The organism is Streptomyces sp. ERV7, from assembly GCF_001653515.1.
GTDB lineage: Bacteria > Actinomycetota > Actinomycetes > Streptomycetales > Streptomycetaceae > Streptomyces.
The window spans coordinates 1,303,110-1,320,687 of record NZ_LYOY01000051.1 but is presented as its reverse complement, the minus strand read 5'-3'; the positions used below and the strand labels follow the sequence as shown (position 1 = coordinate 1,320,687).

The 17,578-nt window shown below is 73.2% G+C and carries 16 protein-coding genes and 1 tRNA gene; 10 read left to right on the top strand and 7 right to left on the bottom strand.

The window, feature by feature from the left end:
• The first annotated feature begins 25 nt into the window (after nucleotides 1-25).
• Nucleotides 26-805, top strand: coding sequence for a DeoR/GlpR family DNA-binding transcription regulator (locus tag A8W25_RS28795; protein WP_067166794.1), 780 nt, complete (start codon nucleotides 26-28; stop codon nucleotides 803-805).
• A 56-nt stretch (nucleotides 806-861) separates the two neighbouring features.
• On the opposite strand, the gene A8W25_RS28790 is transcribed toward A8W25_RS28795, so the two are convergent.
• Nucleotides 862-1,461 (bottom strand): TetR/AcrR family transcriptional regulator, encoded by a 600-nt coding sequence (locus tag A8W25_RS28790; protein ID WP_067166791.1) that lies wholly within the window; start codon nucleotides 1,459-1,461, stop codon nucleotides 862-864.
• Nucleotides 1,462-1,636: 175 nt separating this feature from the next.
• Between A8W25_RS28790 and A8W25_RS28785 the strand changes: the two genes are divergently transcribed.
• The gene (locus A8W25_RS28785) at nucleotides 1,637-2,539 is read left to right on the top strand and encodes a phosphatase PAP2 family protein (RefSeq protein ID WP_067166789.1); all 903 of its coding nucleotides are present in this window, start codon (nucleotides 1,637-1,639) and stop codon (nucleotides 2,537-2,539) included.
• Entirely contained in the window at nucleotides 2,536-3,420 is an 885-nt protein-coding gene (locus tag A8W25_RS28780; protein ID WP_199831851.1) for a DMT family transporter, read from the top strand. Before A8W25_RS28785 ends, A8W25_RS28780 begins: the two co-directional genes overlap by 4 nt.
• A 28-nt stretch (nucleotides 3,421-3,448) precedes the next feature.
• Here the strand turns inward: A8W25_RS28780 and A8W25_RS28775 are convergent, their stop codons facing one another.
• Together A8W25_RS28775 and A8W25_RS28770 are read right to left on the bottom strand one after the other, a co-directional pair.
• On the bottom strand, nucleotides 3,449-3,757 hold the full coding sequence (locus A8W25_RS28775; protein ID WP_067166786.1) for an AzlD domain-containing protein: 309 nt from the start codon (nucleotides 3,755-3,757) through the stop codon (nucleotides 3,449-3,451).
• Complete coding sequence (locus tag A8W25_RS28770) at nucleotides 3,754-4,461, bottom strand: AzlC family ABC transporter permease (RefSeq protein WP_067166784.1); 708 nt, start codon at nucleotides 4,459-4,461, stop codon at nucleotides 3,754-3,756. Before A8W25_RS28770 ends, A8W25_RS28775 begins: the two co-directional genes overlap by 4 nt.
• A gap of 68 nt (nucleotides 4,462-4,529) precedes the next feature.
• Here A8W25_RS28770 and A8W25_RS35275 point away from each other — a divergent pair, with 68 nt between their 5' ends.
• The gene (locus A8W25_RS35275; protein WP_067166781.1) at nucleotides 4,530-5,114 is read left to right on the top strand and encodes a CGNR zinc finger domain-containing protein; all 585 of its coding nucleotides are present in this window, start codon (nucleotides 4,530-4,532) and stop codon (nucleotides 5,112-5,114) included.
• Nucleotides 5,115-5,166: 52 nt separating this feature from the next.
• Here the strand turns inward: A8W25_RS35275 and A8W25_RS28760 are convergent, their stop codons facing one another.
• Nucleotides 5,167-7,827 (bottom strand): TIM-barrel domain-containing protein, encoded by a 2,661-nt coding sequence (locus A8W25_RS28760; protein ID WP_234386606.1) that lies wholly within the window; start codon nucleotides 7,825-7,827, stop codon nucleotides 5,167-5,169.
• A gap of 273 nt (nucleotides 7,828-8,100) precedes the next feature.
• On the opposite strand from A8W25_RS28760, the gene A8W25_RS28755 reads away from it, so the two are divergent.
• The 3 genes from A8W25_RS28755 to A8W25_RS28745 all read left to right on the top strand — a co-directional run bounded on the left by A8W25_RS28755 (nucleotide 8,101) and on the right by A8W25_RS28745 (nucleotide 10,997).
• The gene (locus A8W25_RS28755; protein ID WP_067166776.1) at nucleotides 8,101-9,111 is read left to right on the top strand and encodes an SPFH domain-containing protein; all 1,011 of its coding nucleotides are present in this window, start codon (nucleotides 8,101-8,103) and stop codon (nucleotides 9,109-9,111) included.
• Nucleotides 9,108-10,001 carry a hypothetical protein gene (locus A8W25_RS28750; protein ID WP_067166774.1) on the top strand — a complete coding sequence of 298 codons (894 nt, stop codon included), beginning with the start codon at nucleotides 9,108-9,110 and terminating at the stop codon, nucleotides 9,999-10,001. Before A8W25_RS28755 ends, A8W25_RS28750 begins: the two co-directional genes overlap by 4 nt.
• A 201-nt stretch (nucleotides 10,002-10,202) precedes the next feature.
• Nucleotides 10,203-10,997 (top strand): AfsR/SARP family transcriptional regulator, encoded by a 795-nt coding sequence (locus A8W25_RS28745; RefSeq protein ID WP_324616353.1) that lies wholly within the window; start codon nucleotides 10,203-10,205, stop codon nucleotides 10,995-10,997.
• An 11-nt stretch (nucleotides 10,998-11,008) separates the two neighbouring features.
• On the opposite strand, the gene A8W25_RS28740 is transcribed toward A8W25_RS28745, so the two are convergent.
• A complete protein-coding gene (locus A8W25_RS28740; RefSeq protein WP_067166769.1) occupies nucleotides 11,009-11,929 on the bottom strand; it encodes a phosphatidylglycerol lysyltransferase domain-containing protein in 921 nt (306 codons plus the stop codon).
• 171 nt (nucleotides 11,930-12,100) lie between these two features.
• Here A8W25_RS28740 and A8W25_RS28735 point away from each other — a divergent pair, with 171 nt between their 5' ends.
• Nucleotides 12,101-13,327, top strand: coding sequence for an aminotransferase class III-fold pyridoxal phosphate-dependent enzyme (locus A8W25_RS28735; RefSeq protein WP_067166768.1), 1,227 nt, complete (start codon nucleotides 12,101-12,103; stop codon nucleotides 13,325-13,327).
• 20 nt (nucleotides 13,328-13,347) lie between these two features.
• Here A8W25_RS28735 and A8W25_RS28730 read toward each other — a convergent pair whose 3' ends face one another.
• The gene (locus A8W25_RS28730; protein WP_158942762.1) at nucleotides 13,348-14,097 is read right to left on the bottom strand and encodes a GDSL-type esterase/lipase family protein; all 750 of its coding nucleotides are present in this window, start codon (nucleotides 14,095-14,097) and stop codon (nucleotides 13,348-13,350) included.
• A 144-nt stretch (nucleotides 14,098-14,241) separates the two neighbouring features.
• On the opposite strand from A8W25_RS28730, the gene A8W25_RS34180 reads away from it, so the two are divergent.
• A tRNA-OTHER gene (locus A8W25_RS34180) sits at nucleotides 14,242-14,336 on the top strand.
• Nucleotides 14,337-14,373: 37 nt separating this feature from the next.
• A complete protein-coding gene (locus A8W25_RS35850; RefSeq protein WP_158942760.1) occupies nucleotides 14,374-16,128 on the top strand; it encodes a diacylglycerol kinase family protein in 1,755 nt (584 codons plus the stop codon).
• A gap of 202 nt (nucleotides 16,129-16,330) precedes the next feature.
• Here the strand turns inward: A8W25_RS35850 and A8W25_RS28720 are convergent, their stop codons facing one another.
• The gene (locus A8W25_RS28720; RefSeq protein WP_067166760.1) at nucleotides 16,331-17,524 is read right to left on the bottom strand and encodes an MBL fold metallo-hydrolase; all 1,194 of its coding nucleotides are present in this window, start codon (nucleotides 17,522-17,524) and stop codon (nucleotides 16,331-16,333) included.
• Between the last annotated feature and the right edge of the window lie 54 nt (nucleotides 17,525-17,578).

Below are 17,578 nucleotides of genomic sequence, written 5' to 3'. Positions count from 1 at the left end.
GAGCACGGGAGAGAAGAGGATCCGGATGTCGCGCGACGCCCGCTGGCAGGCACTCCTTGAACTGCTCGTGGAGCAGGGCCGCCTCGACGTCGAGGAGGCGGCGACGGCGCTCGGCGTGTCGGCCGCGACCATCCGCCGCGACTTCGACCAGCTCGCCGAGCAGCAGATGCTGGTGCGCACCCGAGGGGGCGCCGTCGTCCACGGCGTCTCGTACGAGCTGCCGCTGCGCTACAAGACGGCGCGGCAGGCCTCGGAGAAGCAGCGCATCGCGAAGGCCGTGGCGGATCTCATCGCGCCCGGCGAGGCGGTGGGGCTCACCGGCGGCACCACGACCACCGAGGTGGCTCGGGCCCTCGCGGTACGGCCCGAACTCGCCTCGGGGTCACCGGCGTTGACGATCGTGACCAATGCGCTGAACATCGCCAACGAGCTGGCGGTGCGGCCCCAGTTCAAGATCGTGGTGACCGGCGGGGTCGCCCGGCCCCAGTCGTACGAGCTCACCGGGCCGCTGGCCGGGGGCGTACTGAACCAGATCACCATGGACGTGGCCGTGCTCGGCGTCGGCGCGTTCGATGTCGCGCACGGGGCGACGGCGCACGACGAGGACGAGGCGGGGATCAACCGCCTGCTGTGCGAGCGGGCGGAGCGGGTCGTCGTGGCGGCGGATGCGACGAAGCTGGGGCGGCGGACTTTCGCCCGGATCTGCGCGACGGATCAGGTGGGGACGCTCGTGACGGACGCGAGCGTCTCCGAGGAGACGGTGGCGCGGTTCGCCGACGCGGGCGTCGTGGTGCTCGCGGTGTGAGCGCGGCCGTTCGGCTGAGGTTCAAAGACAGGCTCCGAGGGGCCTCTGACGTGCCCTCAGTTCAGACCCAGCGCCGGAAGGATCACCGCTTCCAGGAACTCCGGCAGGGTCTCCGTCTCCGCGAAGCGGTCCTCGAAGAGGCGTTCCACTCGTAGGACGCCCATGAACGCGGGGGCGACGAAGGCGATCGCCCGGTTGTCCGCGTCCACCTCCCCCCGCTCGGCCCCGCGCCGCAGCATCGCGTCGAGCGCGGCGATCTCCGGGTTCAGGACGGTCTCGCGCAGCGCCTCGCGCAGGTCGGGGTGCATCACATAGGCCTGCCCGACGGCCTCCATCAGCTCGGTGTCGCGGCCCTTGCGGCGCGACGCGGCGCGGGCCGCCTCCCGTAGGTCGCCCGCCAGCGTGCCCGTGTCGATCCCGGTGAAGAACGAGCAGCGGCTCGCCCCGAGCGCCGCCGTGACCAGGACCGGCTTGGACTTCCACTGGCGGTAGAGCGTGGCCTTGCCGCACTTGGTGCGCGCGGCGACGCCCTCCATGGTCACGGAGTCGTACCCGCCCTCGCGCAGCAGGTCGAGCACTGCCTCGTACAGCTCCAGCTCCCGCTCGGGGCTGATCTTGCTGCGGCGTGCTGCGGCCGTCGCGGCCTGCGTGGACATCGCGTCCCTCCGGTGCGTGGGGCAGTGCTTCTGCACATACGAGAGTAGGCCCCGCTCAACCGAGACGCAAACGTATCGAGACGTTTGCGTCTCGATGAAATCCGATCTAGCCTTCCTACGTTTGCTTGTCCGATTTTTGATTTCCGCTCGATTTCTTGCTCAGAGGGGCCGGAGAATGGCTGCCGGTATACGTCCAGGGACCCGGCGTCCCACCGGACCGGAGACGACGGGTACCTCCCGGCCGCCCCTGGTGCGCGAGCTGCTGCTCGTGACCGCGCTCTTCGTCGTGTACAAGTTCGGCCGGCAGCTGGCGAACGGCCACGAGACGCGCGCCTTCCACAACGCCGACCGCGTCTGGGACTGGGAGCGCGCGCTCCATCTGCCCGGCGAGGGCGCGGTGCAGAGCCTCCTGCTCCACAACGACGACCTGATCCGCGTCGCCAACGCGTTCTACGCCACCGTCCACTTCCCCGCGACGGTCGCCTTCCTGGTCTGGCTGTACGTCCGCAGGCCCGCCCACTACCTCTGGTCCCGCCGGGTGCTGGCGCTGGTGACCACGGCCGCGCTCGCCCTGCACATCCTGCTGCCGCTGGCGCCGCCCCGGATGCTGGCGAGCGCCGGACTCGTCGACACCGCGCAGGTGTACGGGCCGTCGGTGTACGCGGCGACGCCGGACACGGACACCATGGCCAACCAGTTCGCGGCGATGCCGTCGCTGCACTTCGGGTGGGCGCTGATGGTGGCGATCGGCCTGATCGCGGCGACCCGGGGCCGCCTGCGCCGGCTCTGGCTGCTGCACCCGGTGCTCACCCTGTTCGTGATCGTCGGCACCGCCAACCACTACTGGCTGGACGCGCTCGTCGCGACCGCGCTGCTCGGCGCCGCCCTGTACCTGGTGCCGCGTCCGCAGCCGGTACGCGGTGGCCGCACGGTCGCCGTACACCTGCGGCCGAACCCCACGCCACGGCCCGCCGTGGCCCCCGAACCCGTCCGTGCCCCGGAATCTGCCCTGACCTCCGGGCGCACGGGCGCTCCCACGTCCGCTGACGCTTCCCGGCTCGCGGAGGCGCTGCGATGAACGAGTCCGCCGTCCTCGCCGTCCTGCTCTCACTCGCCTCGGCCGCCGGCTACGCCCTGGCCGCCGTCGCCCAGTCCCGGCTGGCCACCGCGAACGGGGGCGGCGGACTCGCCGCCCTGCTCGCCCGGCCGCAGTGGTGGTGGGCCGTCGGGCTCAACGCGGCGGGCGCGCTGATGCACGTCGCCGCGCTCCACTACGGCCCCCTCACCCTGGTCCAGCCGCTGGGCGCGCTCACCCTGGTCGCGGCGCTGCCGATCGGCGCGTACTACCAGCACCGCCGGGTCACCCGGCGCGAATGGCGCGGCGCCGCCTGGACGCTGGCCGGGCTGACCGGCCTGATCGCGCTGACCGGGCCCGCGACGCCCGGTGACGCGTTGAGTCTGCGCGAGGGGCTCGCCGTCGCGGCGGTCACCGCGCTCCTGATCGCGGCCGCCTCCCGGGCCGGTTCGGGCTCGGGCCGCGTCGGCCGCGGCCACGCCACCGCGTCCGGTGTCGCCTCGGGCGTGGCCTCCGCGCTCACCCAGACCGTCACCGCCTCGCTCGCCCGGGAACTGCCGGGCGGGCCGATGGCCTGGTGGCAGACGACCCTGCTGGCCGTGCTCGTGGCGGCGTTCGCGGTGGGCGGGCTGCTGCTCTCGCAGGCCGCGTTCCGGGGCGGGCTCGCGGCGCCGCTCGCCGTGGTGAACCTCGCCAACCCGGCGGCCGCCTCCGTGATCGGCGTGGCACTGCTCGGCGAGCGGTTCCACGGCGGGCCGCTCGGCTGGCTCACGGCGGCGGTGGCGGCGGTGGTCGCCGCCCGCGGCGTCCTCATGCTGACCGGCGCGGAGCCCCCGCAGGTCCCGGCCCCGCGCGCCCCGGAACCGACCCACGTGCCGGTCTAACACTCCTGTTCGGCGCTACGTCGGACGCCTATCCCGTCAGCACCCTCAGCAGGGCCGTCGCCAGCACCGCGCCCAGCATGGCCACCAGTAGCGGGGCCCGGCCCAGCCGCAGGACCAGGGCGACGGCGAGGCCCCCGAGGACCGTGCCGTCGACGGCCGCCCAGTCCCGGCCCGCGACCGCCACGACCACGAACCCGGCGAGCAGCGCGGGCGCCAGCTGGGCGAGCATCGAGCGGGTGCGCGGCGGAAGTTCACGCCCGCCGAGCAGGGCGGGTCCGATTCCCTTGAGCGCGAATCCGAGCACCGCGACGGCGCCGACCGCTGTCCAGACGGTCATCGCACGGCCTCCCGGGTGGTGCGCAGGGCGAGCAGCGCCGCGGCCGCCGCGCCGATCAGGGCCGGGCCGGTCGGCAGGATCAGGAGCAGTGCCCCGGCGACGGCCCCGCCGAGGGCGGCGGGCAGTCGGCCCGCGCGCTCGCGGCGCACCTCGTCGAAGAGCAGGATCAGGAACAGCCCGGGCGTCAGCACATCGAGGCCGAGCGTGTGCATGAGTCCGGGGTCCGGGGCCACGACGACGCCCAGCGCGGTGCCCGCCACCCAGGCGGGCCACTGGACGGCGGTCGCACCGAACAGGAACGCCCGGTCGAAGCGTCCGCCGCCGAGATGCGCGGCCGCCCAGGAGCCGTCGACCACGGCCTGCCCCTCCACCGCCCGGCGCAGCGGGCCGCCCCGCAGATCCCGGGCCACGGCTATGCCCATCGGCACATACCGCACATTGACCAGGGCCGCCGCGACGACGGCCGCCACGACTCCGCCGCCCGCGCCCAGCGTCCCGGCCAGCGCGAACTGCGCCGAGCCGGAGAAGACGACCAGCGAGCAGACCACCGGGGCGAGGGAACCCCAGCCCTGCGCCTGGCTGATCGCCCCGAAGCTGATGGCCATCAGGAAGGCGCCCGCGGCGAGCCCGGCTCCGGCCCTGAGTCCCGCGTGGAAGCGGTCGCGGGGCAGCGCGCCGCCCCGGTCCGGCAGTTGAGTGTCCATGCGGGCACACTAACAATCATGAGGCATTTAGCTCGTTAGTTTTTCTGCTCCATGCCTACGATGGGCCGGTGAGCGAGAAACAGCCCTCCTTCATCGGCGGCCATCCGGTGCTCGACTTCGTCAACACCGTGGCCTGGCGCACGGACGCGGACCGCCGCGTCGACCGCGTGACCGACGCGCCGGGCTGGCTGCGCTGGGCCGTCGCGGCGAAGGTCTTCCCGGCCGCACCGGAGGGTGAACTCCCTTCCGGGGAAGGCGCGTTGGCCGGACTGCTCGCACTTCGTGGCGCGCTCGAAGCCGTCCTGGACGCCGTCACCGACGGGCAGCCGCCGCCCGCTCCCGCCTGGGGGAGACTGCGCTTGGCGCTGCTGGAGGCCCGCGAAGCGGCCGCGCTGCCGCCCGGGCTGCCACTGCGGTGGGAGGCGGACGCCCGGAACCTGGCGGATCTGCGCCACGCCCTCGCCCTGCGCGCCGAGGAGTTGCTCGCCGGACCCGGCGCCTCGCGGGTGCGGCGCTGCGCGGGACCCGGCTGCGGCTGGTTCTTCCTGGACCGTACGCGCGGGAGCACCCGCCGCTGGTGCAGCTCCGGCGACTGCGGCAACCGCGACCGCGCCCGCCGCCACTACGCGCGCACCCACCCGGCGGCCCACTGACGGCGAAGGGCCGCACCGGGATGTCCGGTGCGGCCCCCTGCTGCCCGTCGGGTCAGCCGAGCGTGACCGTGAAGCCGTGCGCGGTCGGGACCGAGGCGGTCTTCACCTCCGTCACACCCGTCCTGGCGTCGTGGAACCAGCCCGACCCCGCCGCCGCCAGCTCCTGCGCGGAGCCGTAGCGGTGCAGCCGTCCGCCGCCCGCGGTGACGGCGCCGGGCGCGGACTCGGTGTGCACCGTGAAGCGGTACGCGCGCGCCGAGGGCTTGCCCGCGTAGCTGCCCACGCTGGGACCGACCTCGATGACCGAGGCGCCGCCCGCCGAGCGCACCTGGACCTTCTGCGTGGCCGAGGAGCCCTGCGCGAACTGCCGGGTCACGCCGTCGTCCTCGTACAGCGTGTACGAGGACTTCCCCGCCTGCGGATAGATGTCGTAGTCCAGCTCGCCCTTGTCCCGGGTCTGCCAGGACAGGGTGCCCTTGGGCCACATCGGCACGATGGAGCCGCCCTTGACGAACAGGGGAAGCGTGTCGAGCGGGGCCTTGTAGCCGTTGACGGTGGTCGGGCCCTGGTAGGTCCTGCCGGTCCAGTAGTCCGTCCAGGTGCCCTTGGGCAGATAGATGCCGTCGCGTACGTCCGTGTCGCTGTAGACCGGGGCGACCAGGAAGTCCGGGCCCGCCAGGAACTCGTACTTGGCGTTCGGGCCGAGCGTTTCCGGGTCGTCCGGGTACTCCAGGGAGAGCGGCCGGACCGCGCCGACGCCGGTCTTCGTCGCCTCCTTGGAGAGCCCGTACATGTACGGGATGAGCCGCTCCTTCAGCTGGAGGTACTTGCGGTTGATGGAGGTGTAGGGCTCGCCGTCCAGCCACGGCTGCTGGTCGTGCGGCTTGTGCGTGGTGAGGTCGCTGGACCAGCCGTCCATGGTCATGATGGCGGGCAGGAACGCCTTCCACTGGAGGTCGCGGGCGTACATCTTCGGGTCGTGCGCGTAGATGCTGCCGACGTCACCGGTGTTGTACGCGATGCCGGAGAGGGTGGCGCCCGCGTAGGTGGGGATCTGCCAGCGGATGTAGTCCCAGCTCAGCTTCTGGTCGCCGCTCCACAGGACGCCGCAGCGCTGGGCGCCCGCCCAGGAGACCGGCAGCCAGACGAAGCCGCGGGCGTCGCTGTTGTCCTCGATGCCGGACTTCGCCTGGTCGCAGGCGTTCAGGGCGAAGCCGTAGCCGTTGCCGACCCAGGCGACGTCGAGCTTGGCGACCCGCTGGCCCGCCTTGACCTGCTCGGCCAGCTTGTCGAGGCCGTCCTGGGTCCACAGGCCCAGCTGGGCGTTGTGCGCGTTGAGGCCCTGGCCGGTCTCGGCGAGGTTCTCGTAGCCGCAGCCGTAGCCGTCGTTGACGAGCATCCAGCCGAGCGGCATCTGGTTCTGCGTGTACCCGTCGGCGACCTTGAGCGCGTCCAGGGTGTGCCGCTCGCCCCGGTTGGCGTTGTGCAGATAGCAGTCGGAGTCGCCGGGTTCGAGCCCGTACACCGGCGGCATGAACGGCTTGCCCACCAGGGAGGTGTACTTGCCGATCACGGACTTCACATCACCGGTGAAGTAGTAGGCGTCCAGGCGCCGTTCCTGCTGGCCGGTGCGGACCCGGGGGCCGAAGTCGTAGACGCCGGGCGCGAAGGTGTTGCGGAAGACTCCGTAGCCGGCCGAGGAGACGTAGAACGGCTGGGAGTTGTTGTAGCCGCCCTCGTTCCAGTTGGTGTTGTTGCCGACGTTCCTCACCTGGTCGCGGTGCGAGAAGCTGCCGTTCTGCTCGCCGCCGCCGAAGAACTGCTCGGTGGCGCCGCGCACCAGGCTCTGGCGCAGCCCGCCGGTGGTCCAGCGCAGCGGGTCGGCCTCCTGCCAGATCGCGGTGCGGTTGTCGGCCTTGTAGAGCCCGAACCGCAGGGGCTTCTTGTAGACGCGCAGGACGGTGTCCTTGGCGCGGATCCCGTAGTAGGCGCCCGCGTCGAAGGTACTGGTGGCCCGGCGCGGCTTCGGCTGCTGCTGGATCATGCGGCTGCCGGGCGGGTCCGCGAGGACGCCGTCGGGGGACGCCTGAAGCCGCAGGGTGTCGTCCTCGAAGAACTCGGCGCGGGCCTTGAGCGCGCCCGCCGCGATCTCGTACGTACCGTGTCCGCCGCCGAAGCCGGTCAGGTTCCCGGCGTCGCTCGCCTCGGGCAGATAGGCCTTGCCCGTGAAGGAGTTGTCGTGCACGTCGTACGGGACGACGACCACGTGGTACGTGCCCGAGGCCTTGGGGATGACCGTCGCCTCGGGGTCGGCGGTCCCGGCGCTCTCGGCGACCTTCTTGCCCGCCGAGTCGTAGATGTAGAGGTCGAAGTCGTCGGTGGGCCTCTCCCACTGGATGGAGACGGGGACGCCGCCCTCGGGGTTGTCGTCCCACTCGCCGGACGGCGGGTTCACCGTCAGGTCGAAGCGGGCGCAGACGGCGTTGGCCGGGTCCTCGGCGGGGGTGCCGCACTTGTCGGGCGAGCCGACCGTGCCCTTGGGGTAGACCGGGCTCTGCCAGGTGACGCTCTTGGTGGCACCGTCGAGGGTGCCGGAGGGCGGGGTGGCGTCGGCCGCCGTGGCGGCCGGGACCGTGAGCGCGGTGAGGGTGAGCGCGGCCGCCGCGAGCACGGCGGCGGCCACTCTCCCCCGGCGGTGTCGAAGATTCCGCAAGGAGTGTTCTCCGTTCGTACCGAGCCGCTTCCGAGCCTCTTCCGAGCTGCTGCCGAAGCCGCTTTCGAACAACAGGGGGGCAGTGCTTGCGCATTCATGCTTGGAACAGTGGAGTTTCGAGCATCAAGATTCATGACGCGGCCGGTACATGTCAACGGCTGCGCGGATACCGGACAGGTAAAACCATGCGCGGCGAAGACCGCTCTCGTCACCTTGACGATATCCAGGGGACCCCATATCGTCGTGGTGACGAAAACAGGGAGGTCCCCCACCATGGCCGATATCGACCGCCGCCTGGGCTGGCGCCATCTGCGCTCCGCCCCCACCGCCCACATCCGCCACCACAAGCGCGGCCGGCTCGCCCACGACGGGCCCGGGCTCAGCTTCTGGTTCCGGCCGCTGGCCGCCGCGCTCTCCGAAGTGCCGGTCGACGACCGCGAGTTGGCGATGGCCTTCCACGCCCGGACCTCCGACTTCCAGGACGTCACCGTGCAGGCCACCGTCACCTACCGGATCAGCGACCCGGCCGTCGCCGCCGCCCGGCTCGACTTCTCGATCGACCCGGACAGCGGCGCCTGGCGCGGCACCCCGCTGGAGCAGCTGTCCACGCTGCTCACCGAGACCGCCCAGCAGCACGCGCTCGACGTGCTCGCCCGCACCCCGCTCGCGGCGGCCCTCGTCGACGGCGTGGCCTCGGTGCGGGAGAGGATCTCCGACGGGCTCGCGGCCGAGCCCCGGCTGCCCGCCACCGGTATCGAGGTGGTGGCGGTCCGGGTGGTCGCCATCCGCCCCGAGCCGGAGGTGGAGCGGGCGCTGCGCACCCCCGCGCGCGAGCAGATCCAGCAGGAGGCCGACCGGGCCACCTACGAGCGCCGGGCCGTGGCCGTCGAGCGCGAGCGCGCGATCGCCGAGAACGAACTCGCCAGCCGTATCGAACTCGCCCGCAGGGAGGAGCAGTTGGTCGAGCAGCGCGGCACCAACGCCCGCCGCGAAGCCGAGGAGAACGCGGCCGCCGACGGCGTACGCGCGCAGGCCGAGGCCGCCCGTACGGTCCGGCTCGCCCAGGCCGAGGCCGAGGCCGCCCGCGCGACCGGCGAGGCCCGTGCCCAGGCGCAGGCCGCCTGGCTGGGCGTCCACGCGGAGGCCGACACGGCGACGCTCCACGCGCTCACCGCGGCCCGGCTGGCCGAGAACCTGCCCCGGATCGACAGCCTCACCCTCTCCCCCGACGTGCTCACCGGGCTGCTCGCCAAGCTGGCCCGCCCGGCCGGGGAGGAGCGGTGAGCCTCGCGCCGCGCGCGGTGCTCGTCCACCGCACCACGGAGTACGAGGAGTTGCTCGCCCGGCACGGCACCCACGGCCAGGCCGCGTTCTTCCTCGCCTCGCGCGGGCGTTCCCTGGACGAGGTGGCCGAACGCCACCACCGCACCCGGCGGGCGCTCGCCGAAGTGGCGGCGGCCGTGCCCCTCCAGTGGCGCCGGTCGCGGGTGGAGCGCGCCGATCTGGACCGGTTCCTGTTCGCCCCGGAGGACGTGGTCGTGGTGGTCGGGCAGGACGGGCTGGTCGCGAACGCCGCCAAGTACCTCTCGGGCCAGCCCGTGGTCGGCATCGACACCGACCCGGGCCGCAACCCGGGCGTGCTGGTGCGCCACCGCCCCTCCGAGGCGGGCACGTTGCTGGTGTCCGCCGCCTCGGCCCGCGCCGACGAGCTCACCATGGTGGAGGCGGTCGCGGACGACACCCAGCGGCTGCTCGCCCTGAACGAGATCTATCTGGGCCCGCCCGGCCACCAGACCGCCCGCTACCGCCTGGGCCCGGACGACCCGGACGCCGCCCCGGAGCCGCAGGCCTCCTCCGGCCTGCTGGTGGGCACCGGGACCGGGTCCACGGGCTGGCTGCGCTCGCTCTGGCAGCAGCGTGGCAGCGCTCTCGCACTGCCGGGCCCGGCCGACCCCCGGCTCATCTGGTTCGTACGGGAGGCCTGGCCCTCGCCGACGACCGGAACGGCCTTGGTGGAAGGGGTCCTTGAGCACACTGAGCGTCTGCGGTTGACCGTCGAGTCGGACCGGCTCGTGGCGTTCGGCGACGGAATCGAGTCGGACGCACTGGAGTTGACATGGGGTCAGACGGTGAGCGTGGGCCGGTCGGACACCGCATTGCGGCTGGTCGGCTGAGCCTCGCCGGGCGCCGGGCGCACTCCCGCGTGAGCCCCCTCACAGTGGGTCACTGGACTTTAAATGGCGTTGACCCTGCCAGAAGCGACAAATACTCTTCATCCATGTTCGTTACGGGGTAAGATCACCGCTCTTCGGAGCGGAGATCATCAATATCCACCGGCGCTGCCGGAAGATCCCTTCAGGGCGTCGGCGGAGTCATTGGATTCCAGCACGAAGCACGGGGGAAGCACGTTGAAAGTTCGTCTGCTCGGATCTCTGGAAATCACCGACGGCCATCTCACCTTCCGGATTCCCGGTGAGAAGTTACGGGCGATCGTGGCAGCACTCGCCCTCTCGCCCAACCGGCCCGTCTCACGTCACGATCTCATCGACGAGCTGTGGGGAGAGGAACTCCCCCGCAACGCCGAGAACTCACTCCAGGGCCATGTCGCCCGGCTGCGCCGCATCATCGAGTCCCGCACGGGGCGCGACGGGCTGCGCGGCCTGATCCAGACGTCCAGCTTCGGCTATGCGCTGTCGCTGCCCGAACGGGACGTCGACGCCATGCTGTTCACCGCTCTGGTGCGGCAGGCCACCGCCGCGCGCCGGGCGTCCCCGGAGCGGGTGGTCCGGCTGCTCACCGAAGCCCTGGCCCTGTGGCGCGGTCCCGCGCTCCTCGACACCGGCCAGGGCATGATCAGCCGGCTCGCCTACACCCGGCTCACCGAGGTGCGGCTGATGGCGTACGAGCACCTCTTCGACGCCGGACTCGACCTCGGCAGGCACCGCGAGGTGATCACCGAACTCCAGCAGCTGCACGCCCAGTACCCGCTGCGCGAACGGTTCTGCGAGCAGCTCATCACCGCGCTCTACCGGTCGGGGCGCCAGGCCGAGGCGCTCGACGCCTACCACCGCACCCGGCAGCGGCTCTCGCACAACCTCGGCCTGGAGCCGGGGGACGCGCTGCGCGCCCGCTTCCAGGACATCCTGCGAAGGGAGCCCGTCGCCCTCTGACCCGGTGGCCGTCAGGGCGACTTGGCCAGCCGCAGCAGCTGGCCCAGCGCCCCGGCGGCCGCCCGGCCCCGCCACGCCAGATAGCCGGGCTGCACCAGATGCGGATCCCAGATCCGCTGGTAGGCGAGCCGCCCGGCCGTCGCGCGGCGCCACTCACCGCGTTCGGCGGCCAGCCGCAGCAGCCTCGCCGCCGCCGTACTGGCGGACCCGAGCTCGTACTGCGCGCAGAGTCCGGCGAACGGGGTGAATCCGAGGTGCAGCCACTGCGCCTGTTCGGCCGTGAAGACCCGCACGGCCTCCAGGTTGACCGCTTCCAGGGCGCCCTCCGGCGCGCCCGGCGCCCGGTGGGCGGTGTGGTGCAGCCAGCCCGGGCGGGTGCCGAAGACCGGCAGACAGGTGAGGGACGCGACGGTCTCGTCCCCGATCCGGCCGGTGAACACCCGCCGCCCGTCGGCCGCTTCGGATCCGGCCGCGCTGTCCTCGTACGCCGCTTCGGCCGCCTCCACCCCCGCCGCCCACGCCCGCGACACCGCGAGCCGCAGATCGGCCAGGCGCGGGCCGCCGAGCCGGAATTCGGGAAGATAGACGGAATAGGACGAGCCCGCCTGGTTCACCGTGAATCCGCAGCGCTGGAAGAGTTCGGCTTCCGGGCGCCGCAGCCGGGTCGCCACCACTTTGCGGCGGCGTTCCGCGGCGAATTCCGTGAAGGCGCGCAGCAAGGGCTCCCGGCCGTCGTCGGGCGCGATCACTCCGGCGCACTGGTGCAGATGGCCGCCGGTATCCCGATAAGGGATCACTCCGTTCCGGCCCGCCACGGTGAAGTACTCCTCTCCCTCACTCATCGCCAGAATCGCGCTGGGATTGTCGCCGTAGGCGCGTAATGCCCCGAAACCCGTGTCGCCGCTGCCCACGGCGAAGGTGTCGATACTCATGACATTCCCCCCTGTCCTGAGCATCGTCGCAGCCGCGCGCCCCAATTCCCTGACACGCCCGTCTCAGTACCGTCTCAGAGTTCTCTCGGCGGGCGGTGGCAGTTTTCCCCTGTTCGCGGGGAAAGGGGCCTTGGGGAGAAGGGCCCTCGGGGCGAGGGGGCGAACCGGGAGATGACGGTGGCGGCGGTGGTCCGGCAGCGGACCGGCCGCGAGGCACTGCGCAGGCTGTACCGCTCCCGGACGGGCGAGGGGCGCGCCCTCGGCGAACTGCTCGGCGGCCGGCTGGAAGGGGTCTCCCAGGGCGCCTGGATCACCACCGACGCGGGCGGCCGGTTCCTGGACTGCGGCGGCCTCGGCATCCCGCTGACCGGCGCGCGCCACCCGACCGTACTGCGCCATGTCCGCGAGCAGTTGGAGCACCGGCCGGTGGCGAGCGGCCACTGCCCCGAACCGCAGTCCGCGCTCGCCGCCGACGCGCTCCTCTCGGTCGCCCCGCCCGGTCTGGAGCGGGTCCACTTCACGGGTTCGGCCGTCCAGGCCCTGACGCCGGCGGCCCGGATGGCCCGAGCCCGCGGCCGGACCCGGCTCGTTTCCCTGACCGGCAGCCGACACGGCCTGCTGCTCGACGAACTGACACCCGGCGACAGCTCCACCGTCCCGTACGGCGACGCGGCCGCCCTGCGGCGGGTGCTCGCGGATGCGGCCGGGCGGGCCTGTGTGTTCGTCGAGCCCCTCCAGGACGAGGCGGGGGTGGCTCTGCCGCCGCCGGGCCGGCTGCGTGCGGTCGCCGCGCTGTGCCGGGAGTACGGGGCGCTGCTCGCCCTGGACGAGACCGCGACCGGGCTCGGGCGGCTCGGGGCCTGGTGGGGTGCGGGCATCGAGGAGGTCGCACCGGATCTCCTCGTCGTCGGCGGCGCGCTGGGCGCCGGGGTGGTCCCGCTGGCGGCGGTGGTGGCGACGGCCGGGGTCTCCGCCGCCTTCGACCACGCCCCCTGCCCCGACCCGTACCCCTGCTCCGGCGCGCCGCTGGCGATGGCGGCCGCGCGCGGGGCCCTCGCCGCGCTCCGCGAGGACAACCTGGTCGGACGGGCCCGGGTGCTGGGCGAGGAGATCCTGCGGGTGGGCGGCCGGATCGTGCGCGGGCACTACGGACCGGAGGTGCGCGAGGTGCGCGGGCGGGGGCTGCTCCTCGGCATCGAGTTCACCGGCCCAAAGGCGGCCACGGGGCTGCTGATCGAGCTGGTCCGGCGCGGCGTGATCACCGGTCGCGCGCCGAGGGCCCCGCACGTCCTGCGCCTGGCCCCGCCCGCCGTGCTCACCCGCGCCGATCTGGACCATCTGTACGAGGCGCTGGACCGCTCCTGCCGGGCCCGGGCGGGACGCCGCCGGAGACGCTGAGAGCCTGCCCTTGAAGGCCCCTAGGGTGCCAGGCAGGCCGCCAGGGTCCGTACCACCGCCGCCGCGGCCACCGCGTGGCCCCGGCTGTTCAGCCGGCCCGGCTGCGGGCCCCACAGGGTGCGGGGGTCGGTGTCCGGCTGCTTCATCAGGTCGATGTGCAGGGCTCCATGACGAAGGGTCACTATCGTCAGCCGCTCCACCAGGAGGCGCTGGCGGGACCGCACCCGCTCGCGCTGGGCCGGGGTCACCTGGCCGGAGACGGACCAGTCGAAGGGGCTGACCACCACGGTGTGGCGGCAGGCCGTCTCCTTCAACGAGGCCAGAATTCGGCTGAGTTCGGTCTCCACCACATCCACGTCGAAGCGGCGCGCCCGTACGTCCGGCCCGCCGCACGCGATCAGGGCGAGGTCGGCCCGGAAGGCCAGCGCCTGGGCCAGCTGGCGGGAGCGCACCTCGGCGAGTACGAGTTCACGCCGCGCCTGCACCAGCAGACAGGCGAGGCCGGGGCGGGCCTCGCGCAGCGCCCGGGCCACCCGGTCGGGCCAGACCCGGGGCCGGTAGCCGGGGACCACGGCGCCCCGGGCGAGCCGGCCCTCCTGCCCGCTGAGCACCACGGCGCGCCGCCACGGGAGGCCGCCGAGCAGGGTCGGGGCCTCGCCCGGCCGCAGACAGCGCGGATCGTCGTCCTCCATCGCACGGCCCAGCCTTTCGCTCGCCCCCGCGCTGCCGTCGTAATGACCGGCGGGCCCGTAGTCAACTGCCCGTGGCACCGGGACAGTTGTGCTGCGGGCAGTTCGGGCCACCCCCGCTGCCCTGCGGCGGGTACCGCGGGGCACGGCGGGTAAGACACGCGTCTCAGTGTCGTCTCAGTGGGGTCTCAGCGACCCCGGCGAGGATCCATGCGTACGACGATGGGAGAGGTACCCGAAGAGGTCCAACGGGGGTTCCGGGTGTGCTCCGGACCGGGCACGAGCAGCCCGCGCAGGTTCGAATCCTGTCCTCTCCGCCACAGCACTGCTTCGCCGAGCGCGCCGAGGTGTCCGTCGATGAGTCCGTCCCCCAAGTCCGTTCTGGTGGTGGCCAATCCAGCCGCGGGAACGTACTCGCGGGAGATGGCTCATGAGGTCGCGCGACGGATCGCGGGGGCCGGTGTGCCCGTCGAGCTTGCTGTGACAGAGCGGCCGGGCCATGCCCAGCAGCTCGCCCGCACCGCGGGCGGGCCGGGCGGCCCGGCCGTCCTGGTCTGCGTGGGCGGCGACGGCACCGCTCACGAGATCATGACGGGGCTGCTCGCCGGGCGGGAGGAGCGGCGCGCCGCCCTGCTCGTCCTGCCCGGCGGCCGCGGCAACTCCTTCTACCGCGAGCTCTGGTCCGACCGACCGTGGCCCGCCGCCCTGGAGGCCGCGCTCTCGGCGCCGCGGGTGCGCCACGTCGATCTGGCGCGGATCGCCGAGACCGGGGAACTGGCCCTGCTCGGCGCCTCGTCGGGGCTGGCCGCGCAGGCGCTCACCAGTGTGCGGGACGCGCTGGGAACGGGCCGGCGGCGCTATCAGACGGCGGTGGCGCGCACGATGCTCGCCTTCCGGCCGTACCGGGGCCGGGTGAGCGTGGACGGGGTCGTCGTGCAGTCCGGGGAGACCGTCTCGGTCCTGGTGGGCGGCGGACGGCGGCGGGGCGGGCAGTTCATGCCGCTGCCGCGCTCGGTGCTCGACGACGGGCTGCTCGACATCTGTGTGGCGGGCGCCGAACTGCCGCTGCGGGAGATGGTGCGGCTGGCCCGGGACGGCAGCCATGTGGGGCACGAGGGGGTGGTGTACACATGGGGGCGGGTGCCGCACCCGCCTACGGCCCGTCACCATGGAGTCATGACACAGCCGACCGAGACCCCCGTCGCGCCGCCGGACCCGGATCCGGGCCCGGTGCCCGCTGCGCCGCAGCTGCGCCGCAGCGGGCACAACAAGGTGATCGGCGGCGTCTGCGGCGGGCTCGGGCGGTACTGCGACATCGACCCGGTGATCTTCCGGGTCGCGCTCGGCGTGCTCACCGTCACCGGTGGCCTCGGCCTGGTCTTCTACGGGTTCGGCTGGCTGCTGCTCCCGCTGGACGACGAGGACGAGAACGAGGCGCGGCGGCTGCTGTCCGGGCGGGTGGAGGGCCCGGCGCTGGCCGCCGTGCTGATGGCGCTGGCCGGCTGCGGGATCTTCCTGTCCATGCTCAACAACGGCTCGGTGATGAGCTTCGCGGGGCTGCTGACGGTGGCCGTCGCGGGCATCGGCGTGTGGTCGCAGCGCCGCTCGGTCATGCCCCCGGACGCCCCGCCGGACGCGGTGACCGCCCAGACGGTGGGCGGCACCCCCTCGCCGCGGCGCAGTCCGTCGACCACGGTGCGCAGGTCGGCGGCCGAGCGGGCGCTGCCCCTGCGCAGCCCGTTGGCGCGGCCGAGCACGGTCCTGGCGGCCCGGTCGGCGCCCACCGCGGCGGCCGCCACCGACCCGAGGGCGAGGACCGCCATCCCGCCGAGCGCGGCCCAGAGCATCTTCGAGGGGTGGGCGTGGGTGGTGTGGAGGGTGAAGACGACGGCGGCCGTGCCGCACAGCACGGCGGCCACGGCGGGCAGCACCGCGGTGCGCAGCAGCTGGGGTCGTATGCGGCCCTCGGTGGACGGCGGCTGCCCGCTCGGCGGACGTCCCGCCGGAGCCGGGGCGCTCGCGGGTGCGGCCGGGGGCTGCGGCCGGTGTGCCGTACGTCCGTGCCGCCCGCCCTCGCGGCGGTCGGACCGCGCGGCGGGTGCGCGAAGATGAGACATCTGCGTCCTCGGTACGTGGGGTCCCAGAGATCGTGGTCCCGGGCCCAACTCAACCGCTGTGGGCCCGCGTTGATCGTCGGCCACTCACAGTAGTGGTCAACCCCTCACCCTCGGTACGCAGTTGGGAAAGTCCCCCCTACCGTGTCCCGCTCTGGTATGACGCCTCGTACGGCAGCGCGAAATGCCGTGGATCCCCGCTAGGAGACGACCGGTGCCGTCTCCTGTTCCCCCGCCTTGGCGGGCATGCGGATGTGCGTCGGCCAGCCGCCCTCCGGGGTGGGCGCGACGGGGCGCCACCATGGCGCGGACGGCACGTTTTCCGAGGTGGGTTCGAAGGGTTCCCCCGGGATGGGCAGCGCGATCCCGGCGCCGGTGGCCGCCGCGGCGGCCATCGTCCCCTCGCCCGGCTCGGCCCACGGGTGCGGGGCGAGGTTGAAGGTGCCCCAGTGGATCGGGAGCATCACGCCGTGCGGCCGGCCGCCCTGGAGGTCGAGGTGCGCCCGCATGCCTTCGGCCGGAGTCATATGAATGTCCGGCCAGAACTCGCTGTAGGCGCCGATCTGGATCATCGTGGCGTCGAACGGGCCGTGCTCGGCGCCGATGTCCTTGAATCCCCCGAAGTAGCCGGTGTCACCGCTGTGGTAGATCCGGTGCTCGGGACCGGCGACCACCCAGGACGCCCAGAGCGTGTGCTGCTGGTTGCGCAGGCCCCGGCCGCAGAAGTGGCGGGCGGGGGTGGCGGTGAGGGTGAGCCCGTTGACCTTCGTCGACTCGTTCCAGTCGAGCTCGTGGACGCGGTCGGCGGGGACGCCCCAGTGCTCCAGGTGGGCGCCGACGCCGAGGGGGACCGCGAAGACCGTCTCCGTACCCGCGAGGGCGCGGATGGTGGGCAGGTCCAGGTGGTCGTAGTGGTCGTGCGAGATGACGATGACGTCCACCGGGCCGAGAGAGGCCAGCGGGACGGGCACCGGGTGCAGCCGCTTGGGACCGGCGAAGGCGAAGGGGGAGCAGCGCTCGCCCCACACCGGGTCGAAGAGCACCCGGCGGCCGTCGATCTCGGCGAGCACGCTGGAGTGCCCCATCCAGGTGAGCCGCAGTCCGGTGGCGGGCGGCTTGGCGAGGTCGGCGAGGGTCGTCGCGTGCACCGGGATGTTGCCCACCGGGGCGCGCAGGGCCCGCTGCTCCTTCTGGAAGTAGATCTTGGCGAACTCCACCATGGAACCGGACGGCCGCGTCCGCGCGCCCTCCGGGTTCTGGAAGACCCCGTCCGCGAAGTTCGGCGAGCGGCGGATCCGCTCCAGGCGCTCGCCCGCCGGGTCGGCCCCGAACGCGGCGGGGCGCAGCTCGCGCAGCCGGGAGCGGAGTGGGAGCAGAGAACCAGCGCCGGTCACGGCACCTCCTGGGGCTCGGGGGGTCAATCCATTATGTGCGGCGGGTACGACAAC